The following is a 19181-nucleotide window of genomic DNA, read 5'->3' as shown; positions in this document are numbered from 1 at the left end:
ATTAACTGATTTTTTATGCATATTTCGTGATTATATTCTCATAATCACTGCTGCATAGAAGGTGGTCAAGACATGGCAACGGAACAACCTGCAATTACCCGCGCGACGTTTGATGATGTGATAGTGCCAATTTATTCACCCGCGGAATTTATCCCGGTGAAAGGGAAAGGCAGTCGCGTGTGGGATCAGCAGGGCAACGAGTATGTTGATTTTGCGGGCGGCATCGCTGTGACCGCGCTGGGTCATTGTCATCCGGCGCTGGTGGCGGCGCTGCATGCTCAGGGGGAAATGCTCTGGCATACCAGCAACGTCTTCACTAATGAACCAGCGTTACGCCTGGGACGTAAGCTTATTGACGCCACTTTCGCTGAACGCGTGGTGTTCATGAACTCGGGAACGGAAGCCAACGAAACCGCCTTCAAGCTGGCGCGCTATTACGCTGCCACACGCCACAGCCCTTACAAAAGCAAAATCATTGCCTTCCATAACGCGTTCCATGGTCGTTCGCTGTTTACGGTGTCCGTTGGCGGACAACCAAAATACTCCGACGGCTTTGGCCCGAAGCCGGCCGATATTATCCATGTGCCGTTTAACGATCTTCATGCTGTCGCGGCGGTGATGGATGATCACACCTGCGCGGTGGTGGTAGAGCCAATTCAGGGCGAAGGCGGTCTGACGGCGGCTACGCCGGAGTTTTTACAGGGGCTGCGTGAGCTTTGCGATAAACATCAGGCGCTGTTGGTGTTTGATGAAGTGCAGTGCGGCATGGGGCGCACCGGCTCGCTGTTTGCCTATCAGCATTACGGCGTGACGCCGGATATTTTAACCAGCGCCAAAGCGTTAGGCGGCGGATTCCCGGTGAGCGCGATGCTGACTACCGAAGACATTGCCAGCGCCTTCCACGTGGGGAGCCACGGTTCAACCTATGGCGGGAATCCGCTAGCCTGCGCGGTTGCGGAAGCCGCATTCGATGTTATCAACACCCCGGAGGTGCTCAACGGGGTGAAGGCGAAGCGAGAACTATTTGTGCAGCAATTGCAGCAAATCGATGCCCGCTTTGATGTATTCAGCGACATTCGCGGCATGGGGCTGCTGATTGGCGCGCAGCTGAAACCGCAGTACAAAGGCCGCGCCCGTGATTTCCTGCACGCTGCGGCGCGTGCGGGGGTGATGGTGCTCAACGCCGGGCCGGACGTGATGCGCTTTGCCCCATCGTTGGTGGTGGAAGAGGCGGATATCACCGAAGGGATGGCGCGCTTCGCTGAAGCGGTGAAGGCTATCGTTAACGGCTAGCTTTACTCAGTCGTCGGGTCAGCCAGATACCGTGATGCGGTCGCTGGCGCCAGGCCACTGACGAAATGGTGTACATGGCGCTAAGATGCCCCAGTACGCGCTGAAATTGCTGTTCCATGGTGCTCGACGGCTCGTGGGACAGCATATCCTGTGATTCCATGATATTCGTCTCCCCGCTGCTTCCTGGCTCATCATATTCCAGTCGCTGTTGACAACGCTGCAGTGCAATTTCACAGGATTGCAGATAACGTTCGGTCAGCTCTGGCGTCAGGCAGTTATGCTCGCGGGCAAGCGTCGTCATGGCATTGATGTGCTCGACGATAAACTGGCTATGGGTTACCCACAGTTTCATATCTTCCAGATATTGAGTGTTAAAACCGGGCTCGTGCATGGCCTGATTGAGCGAGTTGAACAGCGCATTGTGCGCCTGATTGACCCGCATTCGCTGGTAGGCGAGCGCCGGTGCCTGCGGATCGTCGCTCAGGATCAAGCGAATGGCTTCCTGATCGGCCTCCAGCGCATCCTGGGCGTTTTTACGTAGCAGGCCGGTCTGCCACTGTGGCCACAGCCACACCATGCCGCCGAAGGCTATCAGACAGCCAATGATGGTATCGATGAAGCGAGCGACAATAAACTGCTCACCGTTCAGGGTCAGAAGCTGGATGGTGTATACCGCGGTCACCGTAAAGCCCACCGTCGCCCAACCGTAGTTCTTACGAATAATCAGATAGCTGACCAGCGTGATGATGAGCATCGCACTTAGCGTATAGCCTTCCGGGACGTGGAAGTGCAGGGTACTTCCCACAATCACCAGTCCGGCGAGGGTACCGATTGCACGGTGGACGATCCTCACCCGCGTCGCGCCATAACCGTTCTGGGTGACCAGCAGGATGGTCATCAGGATCCAGTACGGTTTTGGCAGGTGCAGGGCGGCACCCATCAGGCTCGCGATGCTCAGCATCACGCTGATACGTGCGGCGCTGCGCAGCGCCGACGACTTCAGCGACAGATAGCTTCTCAGTGCCGGAATAACCGGCAGGCGACGCTCTTTGTCAGCCATCAGATTACGAGGGTAGAGCGGGCGCTGGGTGCGAAGAACGCGCGCGATACGGCTGAAATGCCAGGCGCAGAACTGGCCTACCGGATTGTCCGGATGCTGGCGTGCGATTTTCTCCAGCGCGCCAAGCTGCTTATCCATCGTGAAGCGGTGCGGGTAGCGGTGATAAAGAATATCGTCAGCAAGCTCGCGCAGCCGCGCTGCAATGGTCTGGGCATTCCAGCGGATAACCGCTTCGGCGTGGCTGCGCTCCACCAGTTTCTGCACCTCTTCCGGCTGATGCAGGCTGACGGAGATATGCTCTTGTAAATCGAGCCCCATCTGGAATACCCGCAGCAGCCGTTTGTAATCGCGATTTTTGTTGGCTGCCAGCATGTGCAATTGCTGGTAACACTGGCTTATCAGATCGACCGCTTTTTGCTGGCGGTTGAGCAGCGGCGGCAGCGCGGTGGTCGGGTCGGTGTGCTGGGTAAGCAGGCTGTACTTCGCTTCACAGTAGTCGGCAAGCTGGCGATACAGCAGGCTCAGGGATTCACGCAGCGGCTGCTCTTTCCACATCCAGAACCAGAACCAGTTAAAGAGCCCGTACCACAGAGTACCCAGCGCATACAGCAGCAGCGGCTGCCAGACCGGCATATTTCCAGCCAGGCTTAGGGTGAAGATGGAGGCAATCAGCGACGCGGGCAGCAGGCGGGCGTGCAGGGCGCTAATCTCAGCCGTCACGCCAAGTATCATCGTCAAGCCGGTCAGGATGAGCGGCAGGGGGATGTCTTTTGCCAGCAGGAGCTGGACTATCAGGCTGCAAACGGCAAACAGCGTGCCGCCGACGACCAGGCGTTTAAAAAAGCGTTTATGCGGCGTGTCGAGGCCGGCAATGTTGCAGCAGGCAGGAACGAGGGAGAACAGCAGACCCTGCTGGAGATGGCCGAGAATCAGACCCACAGCCACAGGAAGACACAACACCAGCGTTTGCCGCAGTGCGTAGTTAACTTCCGGGTGATAGATAAGCCTGCGCCACATGGGTGATAAAACAAAAACGGCGCGCGAGGTAGGTTGCGCGCCGTCTGGCATGATTTAGCGGGTACCGTAAACCACGATGGTTTTACCGTGTGCGGAGATCAGATTCTGATCTTCCAGCATTTTCAGAATACGACCCACGGTTTCACGGGAGCAGCCCACGATCTGACCGATTTCCTGACGAGTGATTTTGATCTGCATCCCGTCCGGGTGAGTCATGGCGTCCGGCTGTTTCGCCAGGTTCAGCAGCGTCTGCGCGATGCGGCCCGTTACGTCCAGGAAGGCGAGGTTGCCCACTTTCTCAGACGTTACCTGCAGACGGCGAGCCATCTGAGAAGAGAGACGCATCAGGATGTCCGGGTTTACCTGGATCAGCTGACGGAATTTTTTGTATGAAATTTCAGCGACTTCACAAGCCGTTTTAGCACGCACCCAGGCGCTACGTTCCTGGCCTTCTTCAAACAGGCCTAATTCACCGATGAAATCGCCCTGGTTGAGGTAAGAGAGGATCATCTCTTTACCTTCTTCATCCTTGATGAGTACAGCCACGGAGCCTTTCACGATGTAATACAACGTTTCTGCTTTTTCACCCTGGTGAATAAGCGTGCTCTTCGACGGGTACTTATGAATGTGGCAATGAGACAAGAACCATTCGAGAGTCGGGTCTGTTTGCGGTTTGCCAAGCACCATGCGCGATTATCCTCTGTTATAAGCTGTCTCCAGCGGCATTAGTCTTTCTGCCCCTGGGTTGCAATCGAATTCTTCCCGCTACCTGGGAAGTGGGCTGACGGTATATTCAGCAGCCTTATGTGATGTCCTCTGCAGACATGTCATTTATCAATGTAACACTGTTGCATCCCGAATGTTTTAGCATAGCTTTCGCCGCATGTCTCCTGGTGTCTCGCTTCAGCATGATGCACGTCGCCTTCCATTGCGAGAAATGTTATGTGCGCGTAATCTGTGAAGAAAATTGCAACTCAGGAGTTAAAAAATATGCAAGCGCGTGTGAAATGGGTTGAAGGGTTAACCTTCCTTGGTGAGTCGGCTTCGGGTCATCAGATTTTGATGGATGGCAACTCTGGAGATAAAGCACCAAGCCCGATGGAAATGGTGCTGATGGCGGCGGGCGGATGCAGCGCCATCGACGTGGTCTCTATTCTGCAAAAAGGCCGCCAGGCCGTGACGGATTGTGAAGTGAAGCTGACTTCTGAGCGCCGTGATGAGGCTCCGCGCCTGTTCACCCACATCAATCTGCACTTCATCGTGACCGGTAAAGATCTGAAAGATGCAACCGTCTCTCGCGCGGTGGATCTGTCTGCTGAGAAGTATTGCTCGGTGGCATTGATGCTGGAAAAAGCCGTCAACATCACGCATTCCTATGAGGTTGTTGAAGGCTGATGTTAATACGGGTGGTCACTCACCCCCTTCCCGGCGGAAGAGGGGTGAGGTTTATCCGATTTTTTTCCCTTCCATGATTCGCTGTACCAACGGCGCCATGATCAGCTCCATCGCCAGCCCCATTTTCCCGCCCGGTACCACCAGAGTATTCATATGTGAAATGAACGAGCCCTGCAGCATAGCCAACAGCCATGGGTAGTCGATTCCCGCCAGATTACGGAAATGAATGACCACGAAGCTCTCATCAAGCGAAGGAATCCCTTTTGCGGCAAACGGGTTCGAGGTATCGACGGTCGGGACGCGCTGGAAGTTAATGTGGGTGCGGGAAAACTGCGGAGTAATGAAGTTGATGTAGTCCTCCATTGAGCGCACCACGGAATCCATCACTGCCTCACGCGAATGACCGCGCTCGCCGGTGTCGCGCACCAGCTTTTGGATCCACTCAAGGTTGACGATGGGCACCACGCCGACCAGCAGATCGACATGACGGGCGACATCCTGATCCTTTGTCACTACGCCGCCGTGCAGGCCTTCATAGAACAAGACGTCGGTAGGTTCGGGCAACGGCTGCCACGGCGTGAAGGTGCCTGGCACCTGGTCCCAGGGGACCGCTTCATCATAGGTATGCAGGTATTTACGCGACTGGCCTTTACCGCTCAGGCCGTACTCGTGGAAGGTTTGTTCGAGCAGGCTAAAGTCATTGGCTTCCGGGCCAAAATAGCTGATGTGCTTTCCCAGGTCGCGCGCCTTACGGATAGCCATATCCATTTCCGGCCGCGTGTAGCGATGAAAGCTGTCGCCCTCAACCTCCGCGGCGCGGAGCTTGAGCTGGGAGAAAATCTTACGAAATGCGAGGCTGGTGGTTGTGGTTCCGGCACCGCTGGAGCCCGTGACTGCAATAACCGGGTGTTTGGCCGACATAGCGAACAGCTCCCTGAGTCAATGGTGATGGAGGGTCAGCCGTTAAACTGCTTGCGCGACATAATATTGACGGTCTCGTGCAGTTCGGACCACACCAGCACGGCCTCACCGCTTTGCAGCTGTTGTTTAACGTCGGCGACCTTATCTTTTAATGAACGTTCATGTTCACCATAGTCGGTGCCTTCGCGCAAGACAAAACTTTCGATCAGGTTTTCGAGCGCTTCCGGGCTCAGGTCCTGCCAGGGGATCATCATGCTTGTGCCCTCAGCCAGCGGGTTAACCAGTCGGGAATGCGCTTTTCGAGCCACATTTCCGGTTTACGCAGGGTGCCACCCACAAAGCCGACGTGGCCGCCGTGCTCCGTCAGTTGATACTCAACGTTTGGCGGCAGCTGTTCCTGAGGAGGAATGGAGTGGTGATCCATAAACGGATCGTCCTTCGCATGGATGATAAGCGTAGGAATTTTGATTTCACTCAGGACCGGCATAGCGCTGCACTGACGGTAGTAGTCGATAGCATCCGCGAAACCGTGGATTTTCGAGGTGATAAGATCATCGAATTCACGGATACGACGCACGCTTTTCAACTGCCGCAGGTTAATCGGCAGGGTTCCAGGGTAGGCCTTGAGCTTGCGGGCGGCGTTACCCTTGAGCAGGTTTAGCAGATAACGCTGATAAACCCGGGAAAAACCCTTATCCATATGATAGCTACAGGCTTCCAGCATGAAGGGGGCGGACACAATAACTGCGGCGTTCAGCGGCACGTCGGCGCCTTCTTTCGCCAGCAGACAGCCGAGCATATTCCCGCCGAGCGAATACCCTACCGCTGCCGTAGGTGCGTTGCCAAACTGGCGTTGCAGCCAGTTGAGGAACCAGGTGCCGTCTTCGGTTTCCCCGGAGTGGTAAATACGTTCGTTACGATTAGGCTCACCGCTACAGCCGCGAAAATGCATCACTACGCCGAGCCAGCCGCGCTGCTGCGCCGCGTGGATCAGGCCGTGGGCATAGGGGCTGTAAAGGCTGCCTTCTAACCCGTGAAAGACCACCAGGCGCGGTTTATGGCGCGCCTGTTCGGGATCTTCACTCCAGGCAAGATCGACAAAATCACCGTCGGGTAGCTCAAGACGCTGCCAGTGCGGAGTGAACTGCAGCTTGCGGCGAATTAGCCGCGGCAGCATGGTCTGCAGGTGGCAGTTCTTAACGCCTCGCATCGGTACGAAGGAGGCATCATCTTCCGGTGGTAATTCGAAATCTACGGGGGTTATCTGAGTCATTGCGCTCTACTATACCGCCCGGCCGGTTTCATGTTTATGAATTCGAGCCACATTACCCCTCCTGCAGCATCTGTTCGAGTTGCTCCTGCGCCTCAAGCCACGCCATTTCGCACTCTTCAAGCCCGGATTTCGCGCTGGCCTGCTGTTGCAGGCAGGCGGTCAGCTCTGCTTTGCGCGCCTGATCGTACAGGCCGCTATCGCCAAGCGTTTCTTCCGCCTGTGCCAGCTCGGCATTAAGTTTCTCCATCTCTTTTTCGAGACGAGTAATCTCTTTGCGCAGCGGCTGCGTCTGAGTACGCAGTTCTGCTTCGCGGCGTTTCTGATCTTTACGCGCCTGGGCGCTGTTGGCGTTGTCCTTCGACGCTTCCGTTGGCTGGTTTTCCTGCTTCTGCACGTCGGTCAGCCACTGCTGATAGTCGTCCAGATCGCCGTCGAACGGTTCGACTTTACCATCATGAACCAGATACAGATCGTCAGTGGTGGAACGCAGAAGGTGACGGTCGTGCGAAACCACCACTAATGCACCTTCAAATTCGATCAGCGCTTCGGTCAACGCCTGGCGCATGTCGAGATCGAGGTGGTTAGTTGGTTCATCGAGCAGCAGCAGGTTCGGGCGCTGCCAGACGATCAGCGCCAGCACCAGGCGCGCTTTTTCGCCGCCGGAGAAACGTGCCGTGTGTTCGGTGACTTTATCACCCTGGAAGCCAAAGCCGCCCAGATAGTCGCGCAGCTTCTGCTCAAGCTCCTGCGGTGCAAGGCGTGCCAGGTGCTGAATCGGTGATTCATCTGCCCGTAAGAATTCCAGCTGATGCTGAGCAAAATAGCCAAGCTTGATGCCTTTCGCCAGACCGATATCACCGCTGATGGGCGCCAGTTCGCCTGCCAGCATTTTGATAAGCGTTGATTTACCAGCACCGTTGCGGCCGAGCAGGCCGATACGCGAGCCCGGCACCAGGTTGAGCTTGATGGAGTCGAGAATGACGCGTTCGCCATAGCCTGCGCTGACCTTTTCCATCTTCAGCAGCGGGTTTGGCAGGCTTTCCGGCGCGCGGAAGCTAAAGTGGAACGGGTTATCGACGTGCGCCGGGGCAATCATCTCCATGCGCTCAAGCATTTTTACCCGGCTTTGGGCCTGCTTGGCTTTTGAGGCTTTTGCTTTAAAGCGGTCGATGAAGCTTTGCAGGTGCGCGACTTTTTGCTGTTGGCTTTCAAACATCGACTGCTGCTGAGCAAGCCGGGTCGAACGCTGAATTTCGAACGACGAGTAGTTGCCGGTGTATTCGAACATGGTTTCCTGTTCGATATGAATAATTTTGCCCACTACCGGGTCGAGGAAGTCGCGGTCGTGGGAAATCAGAATCAGAGTGCCCTGATAGCTTTTCAGCCACTTCTCAAGCCAGATAACGGCATCAAGATCGAGGTGGTTGGTCGGTTCATCGAGCAGCAGCAGATCAGAACGGCAAATCAGCGCCTGCGCCAGGTTAAGGCGCATTCGCCATCCACCGGAGAAGTCGCTTACCGGGCGTTCGAGCTGTTCATTGCTGAAGCCTAAACCGTGTAGCAGGCTTGAAGCGCGGGAGCGAATAGTCCATGCATCAATCGCGTCCAGTTTGCCGTGAACGGTCGCGATAGCGTGGCCGTCGTCGCGCTCGTTGGCGCGCTGCAGCTCGGCTTCCAGTTGACGGTATTCGCGGTCACCGTCGATGACATAGTCTAAAGCGGGCACCTTCAGGGCGGGGGTTTCCTGATTTACCCAGGCGAGCTGCCAGTTACCCGGGTAGGTGAAACTTCCACCGTCGGCGCTGATTTCATTTTTCAGCAGGGCCAGCAGCGTGGATTTACCGCAGCCGTTTTTACCCACCAGGCCGACTTTCTGCCCGGGGTTGATGGTAGCGGTAGCGTTATCCAACAGGACGCGAACGCCGCGACGAATTTGTAATGAGGAGAAAACAATCATAAGGCGCCGTATGTTCAGACTATGTTAATTTGTCATTATGATAATGTAATGTGCGGGCAATTTTCCGCACCGGGCCGCCATGGTAGCCCAAAACGATAACGATAGACAAAACCGGGAGGGGGATGATGTCTCAGACAGCGAAAGTTTTGCTGCTGTATGCCCATCCGGAATCTCAGGACTCGGCGGCTAACCGGGTTTTGCTTAAGCCGGCGTTGCAACTGCAGAATGTGACCGTGCATGACCTTTATGCACACTATCCAGACTTCTTTATTGATATTCAGCGCGAGCAGGCTCTGCTTCGTGAGCATGATGTTATCGTTTTCCAGCATCCGCTATATACCTATAGCTGTCCGGCGTTGCTCAAAGAGTGGATGGACAGGGTATTGAGCCGGGGGTTTGCCAGCGGGGTGGGGGGCAACCAGCTGGCGGGAAAGTACTGGCGGAGCGTCATCACGACCGGCGAGCCGGAAGCAGCCTACCGTCATGATGGGTTAAACCGCTACCCGATGAGCGATATTTTACGTCCCTTCGAACTCACCGCCGCCATGTGCCACATGCACTGGATGACGCCTATCATCGTTTACTGGGCGCGCCGTCAGCCTCCTGAGGAGCTGGCGAGTCACGCCCGCGCCTATGGTGACTGGCTGGCCTCTCCCGTGATTGTCGGAGGCCGCTGATGGAAGCTTCCAATTTGCTGCTGGCTGGCGTGCTGTTCCTGTTTGCCGCCGTCGTTGCGGTTCCGTTGGCCGCGCGGATAGGTATTGGCGCGGTGCTGGGCTATCTGTTGGCCGGGATCGCTATTGGCCCGTGGGGGTTAGGTTTCATCAGCGATGTTGATGAGATTTTGCATTTCTCCGAGCTGGGCGTTGTGTTTCTGATGTTCATCATCGGCCTTGAGCTGAACCCGGCGAAACTCTGGCAACTGCGGCGCTCCATCTTTGGCGTTGGGGCGGCTCAGGTTGGCCTCAGTGCGGCTATTCTGGCGGGGCTTTTGATGCTGACGGATTTCTCGTGGCAGGCCGCCGTCGTAGGTGGGATTGGGCTTGCTATGTCTTCGACCGCGATGGCGCTGCAGTTGATGCGGGAAAAAGGTATGAACCGCAGTGAGGCAGGGCAGCTTGGTTTTTCGGTGCTGCTGTTCCAGGACCTGGCGGTGATCCCGGCGCTGGCGCTGGTACCGTTGCTGGCCGGTGCCGGGGATGAACACCCGGACTGGTTCAAAATCGGTCTGAAGGTTCTGGCTTTCGCGGGCGTACTGGTGGGGGGCCGTTACCTGTTGCGACCCGTTTTCCGCTTCATTGCTGGCTCTGGCGTGCGGGAAGTGTTCACCGCCGCCACGCTGTTGCTGGTGCTGGGTTCGGCGTTGTTTATGGATGCGCTGGGGCTGTCGATGGCGCTCGGTACGTTCATCGCCGGGGTGTTGCTGGCAGAAAGTGAGTATCGACACGAGCTGGAAATTGCTATCGAGCCGTTCAAAGGTCTGCTGCTGGGGCTGTTCTTTATCTCCGTTGGCATGGCGCTCAATCTTGGCGTGCTTTACACCCACTTACTGTGGGTGGTGATTAGCGTCGCGGTGCTGGTGGCGGTGAAAACGCTGGTGCTGTACGTGCTGGCGCGGCTGTACCAGTTACGCAGTTCTGAGCGGATGCAGTTTGCCGGAGTGCTGAGCCAGGGCGGCGAGTTTGCTTTCGTGTTGTTTTCAACGGCCTCATCGCAGCGTCTGTTCCAGCACGATCAGATGGCACTTTTGCTGGTGGCGGTCACACTGTCGATGATGACCACGCCGCTGTTGATGAAAGTGATTGATAGGGTGTTGTCGCACCGCTTTAATGGCCCTGAAGCCGAGGACGAAGCGCCATGGGTAGAAGATGATAAGCCGCAGGTGATTGTGGTGGGCTTCGGGCGTTTTGGTCAGGTGATTGGTCGCTTGCTGATGGCGAATAAAATGCGCATTACCGTGCTGGAGCGCGATATCAGCGCTGTGAACCTGATGCGTAAATACGGCTACAAGGTGTATTACGGTGATGCTACACAGGTGGAGTTGCTGCGTTCTGCCGGTGCTGAGGATGCGCAGTCGATTGTTATCACCTGCAACGAGCCAGAAGACACCATGAAGCTGGTGGAGATCTGCCAGCAGCACTTCCCGCATCTGCATATTCTGGCGCGGGCGCGAGGTCGAGTAGAAGCACATGAGCTTTTACAGGCCGGGGTGAAACAGTTCTCGCGTGAGACCTTCTCCAGTGCGCTGGAGCTGGGGCGCAAAGCGCTGGTCACGCTCGGGATGCACCCGCATCAGGCCCAGCGTGCGCAGCTACACTTCCGCCGTCTTGATATGCGTATGTTACGTGAGCTCATGCCGGTGCATACCGACACCCAACAGATTTCTCGCGTCAGAGAGGCGCGACGCGAGCTGGAGGATATCTTCCAGCGTGAGATGCAGCAGGAACGACGCCAGCTGGATGGCTGGGATGAATTCGAATAGAAGGTGAAAAATGGCAGTACGTAAACGTTTTATTGCTGGGGCGAAATGCCCGGCGTGCCAGGCTCAGGATTCAATGGCCATGTGGCGCGAGAATAATGTCGATATTGTTGAGTGTGTTAAGTGCGGTCACCAGATGCGCGAGGCCGATAAAGAGGTTCGCGATCATGTGCGAAAAGAAGAGCAAGTGATCGGGATTTTTCATCCGGAGTAGCGATCCGTGCTGTCTTTTTTTAAGCTAGTGGGTACACGGGTGCAGAATTCCGCTACAATCTGCGCCACTAATCTTTCCATGCTCAGGAGATATCATGAAAGTAGCAAAAGACCTGGTGGTCAGCCTGGCCTATCAGGTACGTACAGAAGACGGTGTGTTGGTTGATGAGTCTCCGGTGAGTGCGCCGCTGGACTACCTGCATGGTCACGGTTCCCTGATTTCTGGCCTGGAAAACGCGCTGGAAGGTCACGACGTTGGTGATAAATTCGACGTTGCGGTCACTGCGAACGACGCTTACGGTCAGTACGACGAGAACCTGGTTCAGCGTGTTCCGAAAGAAGTTTTCATGGGCGTTGACGAGCTGCAGGTTGGCATGCGTTTCCTGGCTGAAACCGACCAGGGTCCGGTTCCGGTTGAGATCACCGAAGTTGAAGACGACCACGTTGTGGTTGATGGCAACCACATGCTGGCTGGCCAGAACCTGAAGTTCAACGTTGAAGTTGTGGCTATCCGTGAAGCAACCGAAGAAGAACTGGCTCATGGCCACGTTCACGGTGCACACGACCATCACCACGATCACGACCATGGCCACGACGGTTGCTGTGGTGGTCACGGCCACGGTCATGACCACGAACACGGTAAAGGCGGTTGCGGCGGTAATGGCGGCTGCGGTTGCCACTAACCGATTCGTATCGGGTATAAAAAAAGCGGGAATATCCCGCTTTTTTTTCGCCTCAATAGTGGGGAGGCGGCGTCTCTTCAGACGGTGACGCCATCTGTGAAGGCTGGCTGGCTTTGAGCTTTTCAGCCATCAGGCGAAGATGATCGCGCATTTTCGCCATTTCCATTTCGTGGGCGGTGACGGTCTGGTTGAGATCCTCAATGGTTATCTCCTGAAAGGCCAGCCGGCTTTCCAGTTCCGCCAGTCGCGCTTCCATCGTTTTCTCGTGCATTGTTCACCTCATCACGGTTATCTGCGGGCGGATTCTACTCAACTTTCCCTGTCGCCGCAGCTTCTTAACCGCGCTGAGGAAACTTATTTACACAAAAAGAGTCTGAAAAGATCTGTTATTAGGGAGAGTCTATATGTTGATTTCTTCCACAAGGCTTTATAGTACGCTACTCATTTACGTTAACCCTGGGGTGAGATGCCCCGGCCCTGGAGAAATGGATGAAATCACTGTTTAAAGTAACGCTTCTGGCAACCACCATGGCCGTTGCGCTGAACGCGCCGCTGTCTTTCGCCGCTGATGCCGCTAAACCAGCTGCTGCAGCCGACAGCAAAGCCGCTTTCAAAAACGACGACCAGAAATCCGCATATGCGCTGGGTGCTTCGCTGGGCCGTTACATGGAAAACTCCCTGAAGGAACAGGAAAAACTGGGCATCAAACTGGATAAAGATCAGCTGATCGCTGGCGTCCAGGATGCATTTGCCGATAAGAGCAAACTGTCAGATCAGGAAATCGAGCAAACGCTGCAGGCGTTTGAAACCCGCGTGAAGACTTCTGCACAGCAGAAGATGGAAAAAGACGCTGCTGATAACGAAGCGAAAGGCAAAGCCTTCCGTGACGCTTTTGCCAAAGAGAAGGGTGTGAAAACCTCTTCTACCGGTCTGCTGTACAAAGTAGAGAAAGCCGGTACTGGTGAAGCACCGAAAGATACCGACACCGTGGTGGTGAACTACAAAGGCACCCTGATTGACGGTAAAGAGTTTGATAACTCCTACACCCGCGGTGAGCCGCTGACCTTCCGTCTGGATGGTGTTATCCCGGGCTGGACCGAAGGCCTGAAGAACATCAAGAAAGGTGGCAAGATCAAGATGGTCATTCCACCGGATCTGGCATACGGTAAAACCGGCGTTCCGGGCATCCCGGCTAACTCCACGCTGGTATTCGACGTCGAGCTGCTGGATGTGAAACCAGCGCCGAAAGCTGATGCTAAGCCGGACGCTGCCGCAGACAATAAAGCGGCAGACGCCAGTAAAAAATAAGGCTGATGAAGCCGCCGCCTGCAAGGGCGGCGGTTTTTTTATTTTGGGGCAGATATAATTAACACTGGAAAGCGCCTTATGCGCTGTATTACCTTAGATGCCCCTATCTTTATAATGATGATGCTGAGCCTGCCCTGACCATCTAACGACAGGCTCCTGAAAAGGAGTGCTTTTTTTCATGTCCAGGTCGCTATTAACCAATGAAACCAGTGAGCTAGATTTACTGGATCAACGTCCTTTCGATCAAACCGATTTCGCTATTCTAAAATCATACGAAGCGGTTGTGGACGGGTTAGCGATGCTCATCGGCTCTCACTGTGAAATTGTATTGCACTCGTTGCAGGACCTTAAGTGTTCCGCGATTCGAATTGCAAACGGTGAACACACCGGGCGAAAAATCGGCTCTCCAATAACCGATCTTGCTCTGCGCATGCTGCACGATATGACTGGTGCAGACAGCAGCGTTTCCAAATGTTATTTCACTCGCGCCAAAAGTGGCGTATTGATGAAGTCGCTGACCATTGCCATCCGCAATCGCGAACACCGCGTGATTGGCCTGCTGTGCATCAACATGAACCTTGATGTACCGTTCTCGCAGATTATGGGCACCTTTATTCCACCGGAAACCCCGGAAGTGAACTCGCAGGTGAACTTTGCTTCGTCCGTCGAAGATCTCGTGACCCAGACGCTGGAATTCACCATTGAAGAGGTGAATGCCGATCGCAACGTTTCAAATAATGCTAAAAACCGTCAGATCGTTCTCAATCTCTATGAAAAAGGCATCTTCGATATCAAAGATGCGATTAACCAGGTTGCTGACCGTCTGAACATCTCTAAGCACACCGTGTATCTCTACATTCGTCAGTTCAAAAGCGGCGATTTCCAGGGGCAAGATAAGTAATGCGTTTTGCCCTGATGGTCACTGGCCCGGCTTATGGTACGCAGCAGGCAAGCAGCGCGCTGCAGTTCGCTCAGGCGCTGCTCAAAGAGAATCATCAGCTGGAGAGCGTCTTCTTTTATCGTGAAGGCGTGTACAACGCCAATCAGCTGACTTCTCCGGCAAGCGATGAGTTTGACCTTGTGCGTGCCTGGCAGGCGTTGCATGAAGAACATGGTGTCGCGTTGCATATTTGTGTTGCCGCGGCGCTGCGCCGTGGCGTGACCGATGAAACCGAAGCGGGACAGCTTGGCCTTGCCAGCTTTAATCTGCAGCCTGGGTTTACGCTCAGTGGCCTGGGTGCGCTCGCCGAAGCAGCGTTAACCTGCGATCGAATGGTGCAGTTCTGATGAAACGTGTCGCTTTTGTGTTTTCCAGCGCCCCGCACGGTAGCACCTCAGGCCGGGAAGGGCTGGATGCTTTACTTGCTACCTCCGCACTGACCGACGAAATTGGCGTCTTTTTTGTTGGCGACGGTGTTTTCCAGTTGCTCTGTGGGCAACATCCGCAAGCCATACTCGCCCGTGACTACATCTCTACTTTCAAGTTGCTGCCGCTTTACGATATTGAGCAGTGCTGGGTCTGTTCTGCCGCGCTGCGTGAGCGTGGGCTTGCGACCAAAACCGAATTTGTCATCGATGCCGAGGTGCTGGAGCCAGATGCCCTGCGCCAGAAGCTCGATAGTTTCGACGTTATTCTGAGGTTCTGAGACTGCTATGTTGCATACACTGAGTACTTCCCCCTGGCATGCTGACCTGCATACGTTGTGCCGTATGTTGAAAGCAGGGGATGAAGTGGTGATGCTCTCCGATGGTGTGCTGGCGGCGCTTAACGGCAACCCGTTTCTTGAATTGCTGGCAGATGCCCCCATATCGCTTTATGTCTTAAAGGAAGACCTTGACGCCCGGGGTCTTTCTGGTCAAATTTCGAGCGCTGTCGTCAGGGTTGACTATACTGATTTCGTCAGACTGGCGGTAAAACACCCTGGCCAGTTGGCCTGGTAGCCACGCGATCGTTGTATATTTCTTGACACCTTTTCGGCGTAGCCCTAAAATTTCGCGTCCTCATATTGTATGAGGTCGTTTTATTACGTGTTTACGAAGCAAAAGCTAAAACCAGGAGCTATTTAATGGCAACAGTTAACCAGCTGGTACGCAAACCACGTGCACGCAAAGTTGCGAAAAGCAACGTGCCTGCGCTGGAAGCATGCCCGCAGAAACGTGGCGTATGTACTCGTGTATATACCACCACTCCTAAGAAACCAAACTCCGCACTGCGTAAAGTTTGCCGTGTGCGTCTGACTAACGGTTTCGAAGTCACCTCCTACATCGGTGGTGAAGGTCACAACCTGCAGGAGCACTCCGTGATCCTGATCCGTGGCGGTCGTGTTAAAGACCTCCCGGGTGTTCGTTACCACACCGTTCGTGGTGCGCTTGACTGCTCCGGCGTTAAAGACCGTAAGCAGGCTCGCTCCAAGTACGGCGTGAAGCGTCCTAAGGCTTAATGGTTCTCCGTTAAGTAAGGCCAAACGTTTTATATTAATGTCAAACTTAACTCTTTGAGTTTTGGACAATCCTGAATTAACAACGGAGTATTTCCATGCCACGTCGTCGCGTCATTGGTCAGCGTAAAATTCTGCCGGATCCTAAGTTCGGATCAGAACTGCTGGCTAAATTTGTGAACATCCTGATGGTAGATGGTAAAAAATCTACTGCAGAAACAATCGTATACAGTGCTCTTGAGACCCTGGCTCAGCGCTCTGGTAAAAATGAACTGGAAGCATTCGAAGTTGCGCTCGAAAACGTGCGCCCGACTGTCGAAGTTAAGTCCCGCCGCGTAGGTGGTTCTACTTATCAGGTTCCAGTTGAAGTCCGTCCGGTTCGTCGTAATGCTCTGGCAATGCGTTGGATCGTTGAAGCTGCTCGTAAACGCGGTGATAAATCTATGGCCCTGCGTCTGGCGAACGAACTCACTGATGCTGCAGACAACAAAGGTACTGCAGTTAAGAAACGTGAAGACGTTCACCGTATGGCAGAAGCCAACAAGGCGTTCGCACACTACCGTTGGTAATCCCTTCGGAGTTTTAGTCACCAGGCGGGCGCTTCAGAGAAGCCGCCCGCTCTGGGTTACTTAATCTGAGCGCCTAAAGAGACAAACGAGGAATCAAATGGCTCGTACAACACCCATCGCACGCTACCGTAACATCGGTATCAGTGCGCACATCGACGCCGGTAAAACCACTACTACCGAACGTATTCTGTTCTACACCGGTGTAAACCACAAAATCGGTGAAGTTCATGACGGCGCGGCTACCATGGACTGGATGGAGCAGGAGCAGGAACGTGGTATCACCATCACTTCCGCTGCGACTACTGCATTCTGGTCTGGTATGGCTAAGCAGTATGAACCGCATCGCGTAAACATCATCGACACCCCGGGCCACGTTGACTTCACTATCGAAGTAGAACGTTCCATGCGTGTTCTTGATGGTGCGGTAATGGTTTACTGCGCAGTTGGTGGTGTTCAGCCGCAGTCTGAAACCGTATGGCGTCAGGCAAACAAATATAAAGTTCCACGCATTGCGTTCGTTAACAAAATGGACCGCATGGGCGCGAACTTCCTGAAAGTTGTTGGTCAGATCAAATCCCGTCTGGGCGCGAACCCGGTTCCGCTGCAGCTGGCGATTGGTGCTGAAGAAGGTTTCACCGGTGTTGTTGACCTGGTGAAAATGAAAGCCATCAACTGGAACGATGCAGACCAGGGCGTTACCTTCGAATACGAAGATATCCCGGCTGACATGCAGGAACTGGCTGAAGAATGGCACCAGAACCTGATCGAATCCGCAGCTGAAGCTTCTGAAGAGCTGATGGAGAAATACCTGGGTGGTGAAGAACTGACTGAAGAAGAGATCAAAAAAGCTCTGCGTCAGCGCGTTCTGAACAACGAAATCATCCTGGTAACCTGTGGTTCTGCATTCAAGAACAAAGGTGTTCAGGCGATGCTGGATGCGGTAATTGATTACCTGCCATCCCCGACTGACGTTCCTGCGATCAACGGTATGCTGGACGACGGTAAAGATACTCCGGCTGAGCGTCACGCTAGCGATGAAGAGCCGTTTGCTGCTCTGGCATTCAAAATCGCTACCGACCCGTTTGTGGGTAACCTGACCTTCTTCCGCGTGTATTCTGGTGTGGTTAACTCCGGTGACACCATCCTGAACTCCGTGAAAGCTGCTCGTGAGCGTTTCGGCCGTATCGTACAGATGCACGCTAACAAACGTGAAGAGATCAAAGAAGTTCGCGCAGGCGACATCGCTGCAGCGATCGGTCTGAAAGACGTGACCACAGGTGATACCCTGTGTGATCCGAACGCACCGATCATTCTGGAGCGTATGGAATTCCCGGAACCGGTAATCTCCATCGCCGTTGAACCGAAAACCAAAGCTGACCAGGAAAAAATGGGTCTGGCTCTGGGCCGTCTGGCTAAAGAAGACCCGTCATTCCGCGTATGGACTGACGAAGAATCTAACCAGACCATCATCGCTGGTATGGGCGAACTGCACCTCGACATCATCGTTGACCGCATGAAGCGTGAATTCAACGTTGAAGCTAACGTGGGTAAACCTCAGGTTGCTTACCGCGAAGCGATTCGCGCGAAAGTTACCGACATTGAAGGTAAACACGCTAAGCAGTCTGGTGGTCGTGGTCAGTACGGTCATGTTGTTATCGACATGTACCCGCTGGAGCCGGGCTCTAACCCGAAAGGTTACGAGTTCATCAACGACATTAAAGGTGGTGTAATTCCTGGCGAATACATCCCAGCCGTTGATAAAGGTATCCAGGAACAGCTGAAATCAGGTCCGTTGGCTGGTTACCCTGTGGTAGATCTCGGCGTGCGTCTGCACTTCGGTTCTTACCACGACGTTGACTCCTCTGAGCTGGCGTTTAAACTGGCAGCTTCTATTGCCTTTAAAGATGGCTTCAAGAAAGCAAAACCTGTTCTGCTTGAGCCAATCATGAAGGTTGAAGTAGAAACTCCGGAAGAGAACACCGGTGACGTTATCGGTGACTTGAGCCGTCGCCGCGGCATGCTGCGCGGTCAGGAATCTGAAGTAACTGGCGTTAAGATCCACGCTGAAGTTCCGCTGTCCGAAATGTTCGGTTATGCAACTCAGCTGCGTTCTCTGACCAAAGGTCGTGCATCATACACCATGGAATTCCTGAAGTATGATGATGCGCCGAACAACGTTGCTCAGGCCGTTATTGAAGCCCGTGGCAAATAAGCCGCAGGGTTAAAACCAAAGTCCCGTGCTCTCTCCACGAGGGGAGAGCACTATAGTAAGGAATATAGCCGTGTCTAAAGAAAAATTTGAACGTACAAAACCGCACGTTAACGTCGGCACCATCGGCCACGTTGACCACGGTAAAACTACCCTGACCGCTGCAATCACTACCGTACTGGCTAAAACCTACGGTGGTTCTGCTCGTGCATTCGACCAGATCGATAACGCGCCGGAAGAAAAAGCTCGTGGTATCACCATCAACACTTCTCACGTTGAATATGACACCCCGACTCGCCACTACGCACACGTAGACTGCCCGGGCCACGCCGACTATGTTAAAAACATGATCACCGGTGCTGCGCA

22 protein-coding genes are annotated in these 19181 nt (G+C 54.4%); 15 read left to right on the top strand and 7 right to left on the bottom strand.

The features are described 5' to 3' along the window. Positions 1-72: 72 nt before the first annotated feature. Positions 73-1293 carry a bifunctional acetylornithine/succinyldiaminopimelate transaminase gene (gene argD, locus C7387_RS18180; protein WP_120817225.1) on the top strand — a complete coding sequence of 407 codons (1221 nt, stop codon included), beginning with the start codon at positions 73-75 and terminating at the stop codon, positions 1291-1293. On the opposite strand, the gene C7387_RS18175 is transcribed toward argD, so the two are convergent. Both C7387_RS18175 and crp read right to left on the bottom strand, forming a co-directional pair. After that, the gene (locus tag C7387_RS18175) at positions 1283-3370 is read right to left on the bottom strand and encodes a YccS/YhfK family putative transporter (RefSeq protein ID WP_038253923.1); all 2088 of its coding nucleotides are present in this window, start codon (positions 3368-3370) and stop codon (positions 1283-1285) included. The two genes, argD and C7387_RS18175, sit on opposite strands and share 11 nt — an antisense overlap. A 54-nt stretch (positions 3371-3424) precedes the next feature. After that, positions 3425-4057, bottom strand: a complete 633-nt coding sequence (crp, locus tag C7387_RS18170) for a cAMP-activated global transcriptional regulator CRP (protein ID WP_000242758.1) — start codon at positions 4055-4057, stop codon at positions 3425-3427. Positions 4058-4360: 303 nt separating this feature from the next. Here crp and C7387_RS18165 point away from each other — a divergent pair, with 303 nt between their 5' ends. Next, a complete protein-coding gene (locus C7387_RS18165; RefSeq protein ID WP_038253927.1) occupies positions 4361-4765 on the top strand; it encodes an OsmC family protein in 405 nt (134 codons plus the stop codon). 51 nt (positions 4766-4816) lie between these two features. Here C7387_RS18165 and C7387_RS18160 read toward each other — a convergent pair whose 3' ends face one another. From C7387_RS18160 to C7387_RS18145, 4 genes are read right to left on the bottom strand one after another with little or no spacing between them, the layout of a single operon-like run. Beyond that, entirely contained in the window at positions 4817-5686 is an 870-nt protein-coding gene (locus C7387_RS18160; RefSeq protein ID WP_006817527.1) for a phosphoribulokinase, read from the bottom strand. A gap of 35 nt (positions 5687-5721) precedes the next feature. Next, complete coding sequence (locus tag C7387_RS18155; protein WP_006817526.1) at positions 5722-5940, bottom strand: YheU family protein; 219 nt, start codon at positions 5938-5940, stop codon at positions 5722-5724. Then, positions 5937-6959, bottom strand: coding sequence for a hydrolase (locus tag C7387_RS18150; RefSeq protein ID WP_006817525.1), 1023 nt, complete (start codon positions 6957-6959; stop codon positions 5937-5939). The genes C7387_RS18155 and C7387_RS18150 overlap by 4 nt, the downstream gene beginning before the upstream one ends. A 52-nt stretch (positions 6960-7011) precedes the next feature. After that, on the bottom strand, positions 7012-8916 hold the full coding sequence (locus C7387_RS18145) for an ABC transporter ATP-binding protein (protein ID WP_006817524.1): 1905 nt from the start codon (positions 8914-8916) through the stop codon (positions 7012-7014). 122 nt (positions 8917-9038) lie between these two features. Here C7387_RS18145 and kefG point away from each other — a divergent pair, with 122 nt between their 5' ends. From kefG to slyD, 4 genes are all read left to right on the top strand, one after another. Beyond that, a complete protein-coding gene (kefG, locus tag C7387_RS18140) occupies positions 9039-9593 on the top strand; it encodes a glutathione-regulated potassium-efflux system ancillary protein KefG (RefSeq protein WP_120817224.1) in 555 nt (184 codons plus the stop codon). Further along, on the top strand, positions 9593-11398 hold the full coding sequence (gene kefB, locus C7387_RS18135) for a glutathione-regulated potassium-efflux system protein KefB (RefSeq protein ID WP_006817522.1): 1806 nt from the start codon (positions 9593-9595) through the stop codon (positions 11396-11398). The genes kefG and kefB overlap by 1 nt, the downstream gene beginning before the upstream one ends. Positions 11399-11408: 10 nt before the next feature. Next, entirely contained in the window at positions 11409-11609 is a 201-nt protein-coding gene (locus C7387_RS18130) for a YheV family putative zinc ribbon protein (RefSeq protein ID WP_006817521.1), read from the top strand. A 94-nt stretch (positions 11610-11703) separates the two neighbouring features. Next, positions 11704-12291 carry a peptidylprolyl isomerase gene (slyD, locus tag C7387_RS18125; RefSeq protein WP_006817520.1) on the top strand — a complete coding sequence of 196 codons (588 nt, stop codon included), beginning with the start codon at positions 11704-11706 and terminating at the stop codon, positions 12289-12291. A 52-nt stretch (positions 12292-12343) separates the two neighbouring features. Here slyD and C7387_RS18120 read toward each other — a convergent pair whose 3' ends face one another. Then, positions 12344-12562, bottom strand: coding sequence for a protein SlyX (locus C7387_RS18120; RefSeq protein ID WP_006817519.1), 219 nt, complete (start codon positions 12560-12562; stop codon positions 12344-12346). 218 nt (positions 12563-12780) lie between these two features. On the opposite strand from C7387_RS18120, the gene fkpA reads away from it, so the two are divergent. The 9 genes from fkpA to C7387_RS18075 all read left to right on the top strand — a co-directional run. Further along, positions 12781-13599 carry an FKBP-type peptidyl-prolyl cis-trans isomerase gene (gene fkpA, locus C7387_RS18115; protein ID WP_006817518.1) on the top strand — a complete coding sequence of 273 codons (819 nt, stop codon included), beginning with the start codon at positions 12781-12783 and terminating at the stop codon, positions 13597-13599. Between the two features lie 178 nt (positions 13600-13777). Further along, complete coding sequence (locus tag C7387_RS18110) at positions 13778-14500, top strand: helix-turn-helix transcriptional regulator (protein ID WP_006817517.1); 723 nt, start codon at positions 13778-13780, stop codon at positions 14498-14500. Further along, complete coding sequence (tusD, locus tag C7387_RS18105; RefSeq protein WP_038253934.1) at positions 14500-14886, top strand: sulfurtransferase complex subunit TusD; 387 nt, start codon at positions 14500-14502, stop codon at positions 14884-14886. The genes C7387_RS18110 and tusD overlap by 1 nt, the downstream gene beginning before the upstream one ends. After that, positions 14886-15245 carry a sulfurtransferase complex subunit TusC gene (tusC, locus tag C7387_RS18100; RefSeq protein WP_120817223.1) on the top strand — a complete coding sequence of 120 codons (360 nt, stop codon included), beginning with the start codon at positions 14886-14888 and terminating at the stop codon, positions 15243-15245. Before tusD ends, tusC begins: the two co-directional genes overlap by 1 nt. 7 nt (positions 15246-15252) lie before the next feature. After that, entirely contained in the window at positions 15253-15540 is a 288-nt protein-coding gene (tusB, locus tag C7387_RS18095) for a sulfurtransferase complex subunit TusB (RefSeq protein ID WP_038253937.1), read from the top strand. A gap of 125 nt (positions 15541-15665) precedes the next feature. Then, positions 15666-16040, top strand: a complete 375-nt coding sequence (rpsL, locus tag C7387_RS18090; protein WP_000246815.1) for a 30S ribosomal protein S12 — start codon at positions 15666-15668, stop codon at positions 16038-16040. 95 nt (positions 16041-16135) lie between these two features. After that, the gene (rpsG, locus tag C7387_RS18085) at positions 16136-16606 is read left to right on the top strand and encodes a 30S ribosomal protein S7 (protein ID WP_006817513.1); all 471 of its coding nucleotides are present in this window, start codon (positions 16136-16138) and stop codon (positions 16604-16606) included. Between the two features lie 97 nt (positions 16607-16703). Beyond that, positions 16704-18818 (top strand): elongation factor G, encoded by a 2115-nt coding sequence (gene fusA, locus C7387_RS18080; RefSeq protein ID WP_006817512.1) that lies wholly within the window; start codon positions 16704-16706, stop codon positions 18816-18818. 70 nt (positions 18819-18888) lie between these two features. Then, the coding region (locus C7387_RS18075) for a GTP-binding protein (protein WP_038878821.1) at positions 18889-19181 on the top strand (293 nt) is incomplete at its 3' end.

Origin of the sequence: Yokenella regensburgei (genome assembly GCF_003634235.1) — a bacterium.
GTDB lineage: Bacteria > Pseudomonadota > Gammaproteobacteria > Enterobacterales > Enterobacteriaceae > Yokenella > Yokenella regensburgei.
Note: the sequence above shows the minus strand (reverse complement) of the source record. Positions and strands in the feature narration are given on the sequence as shown.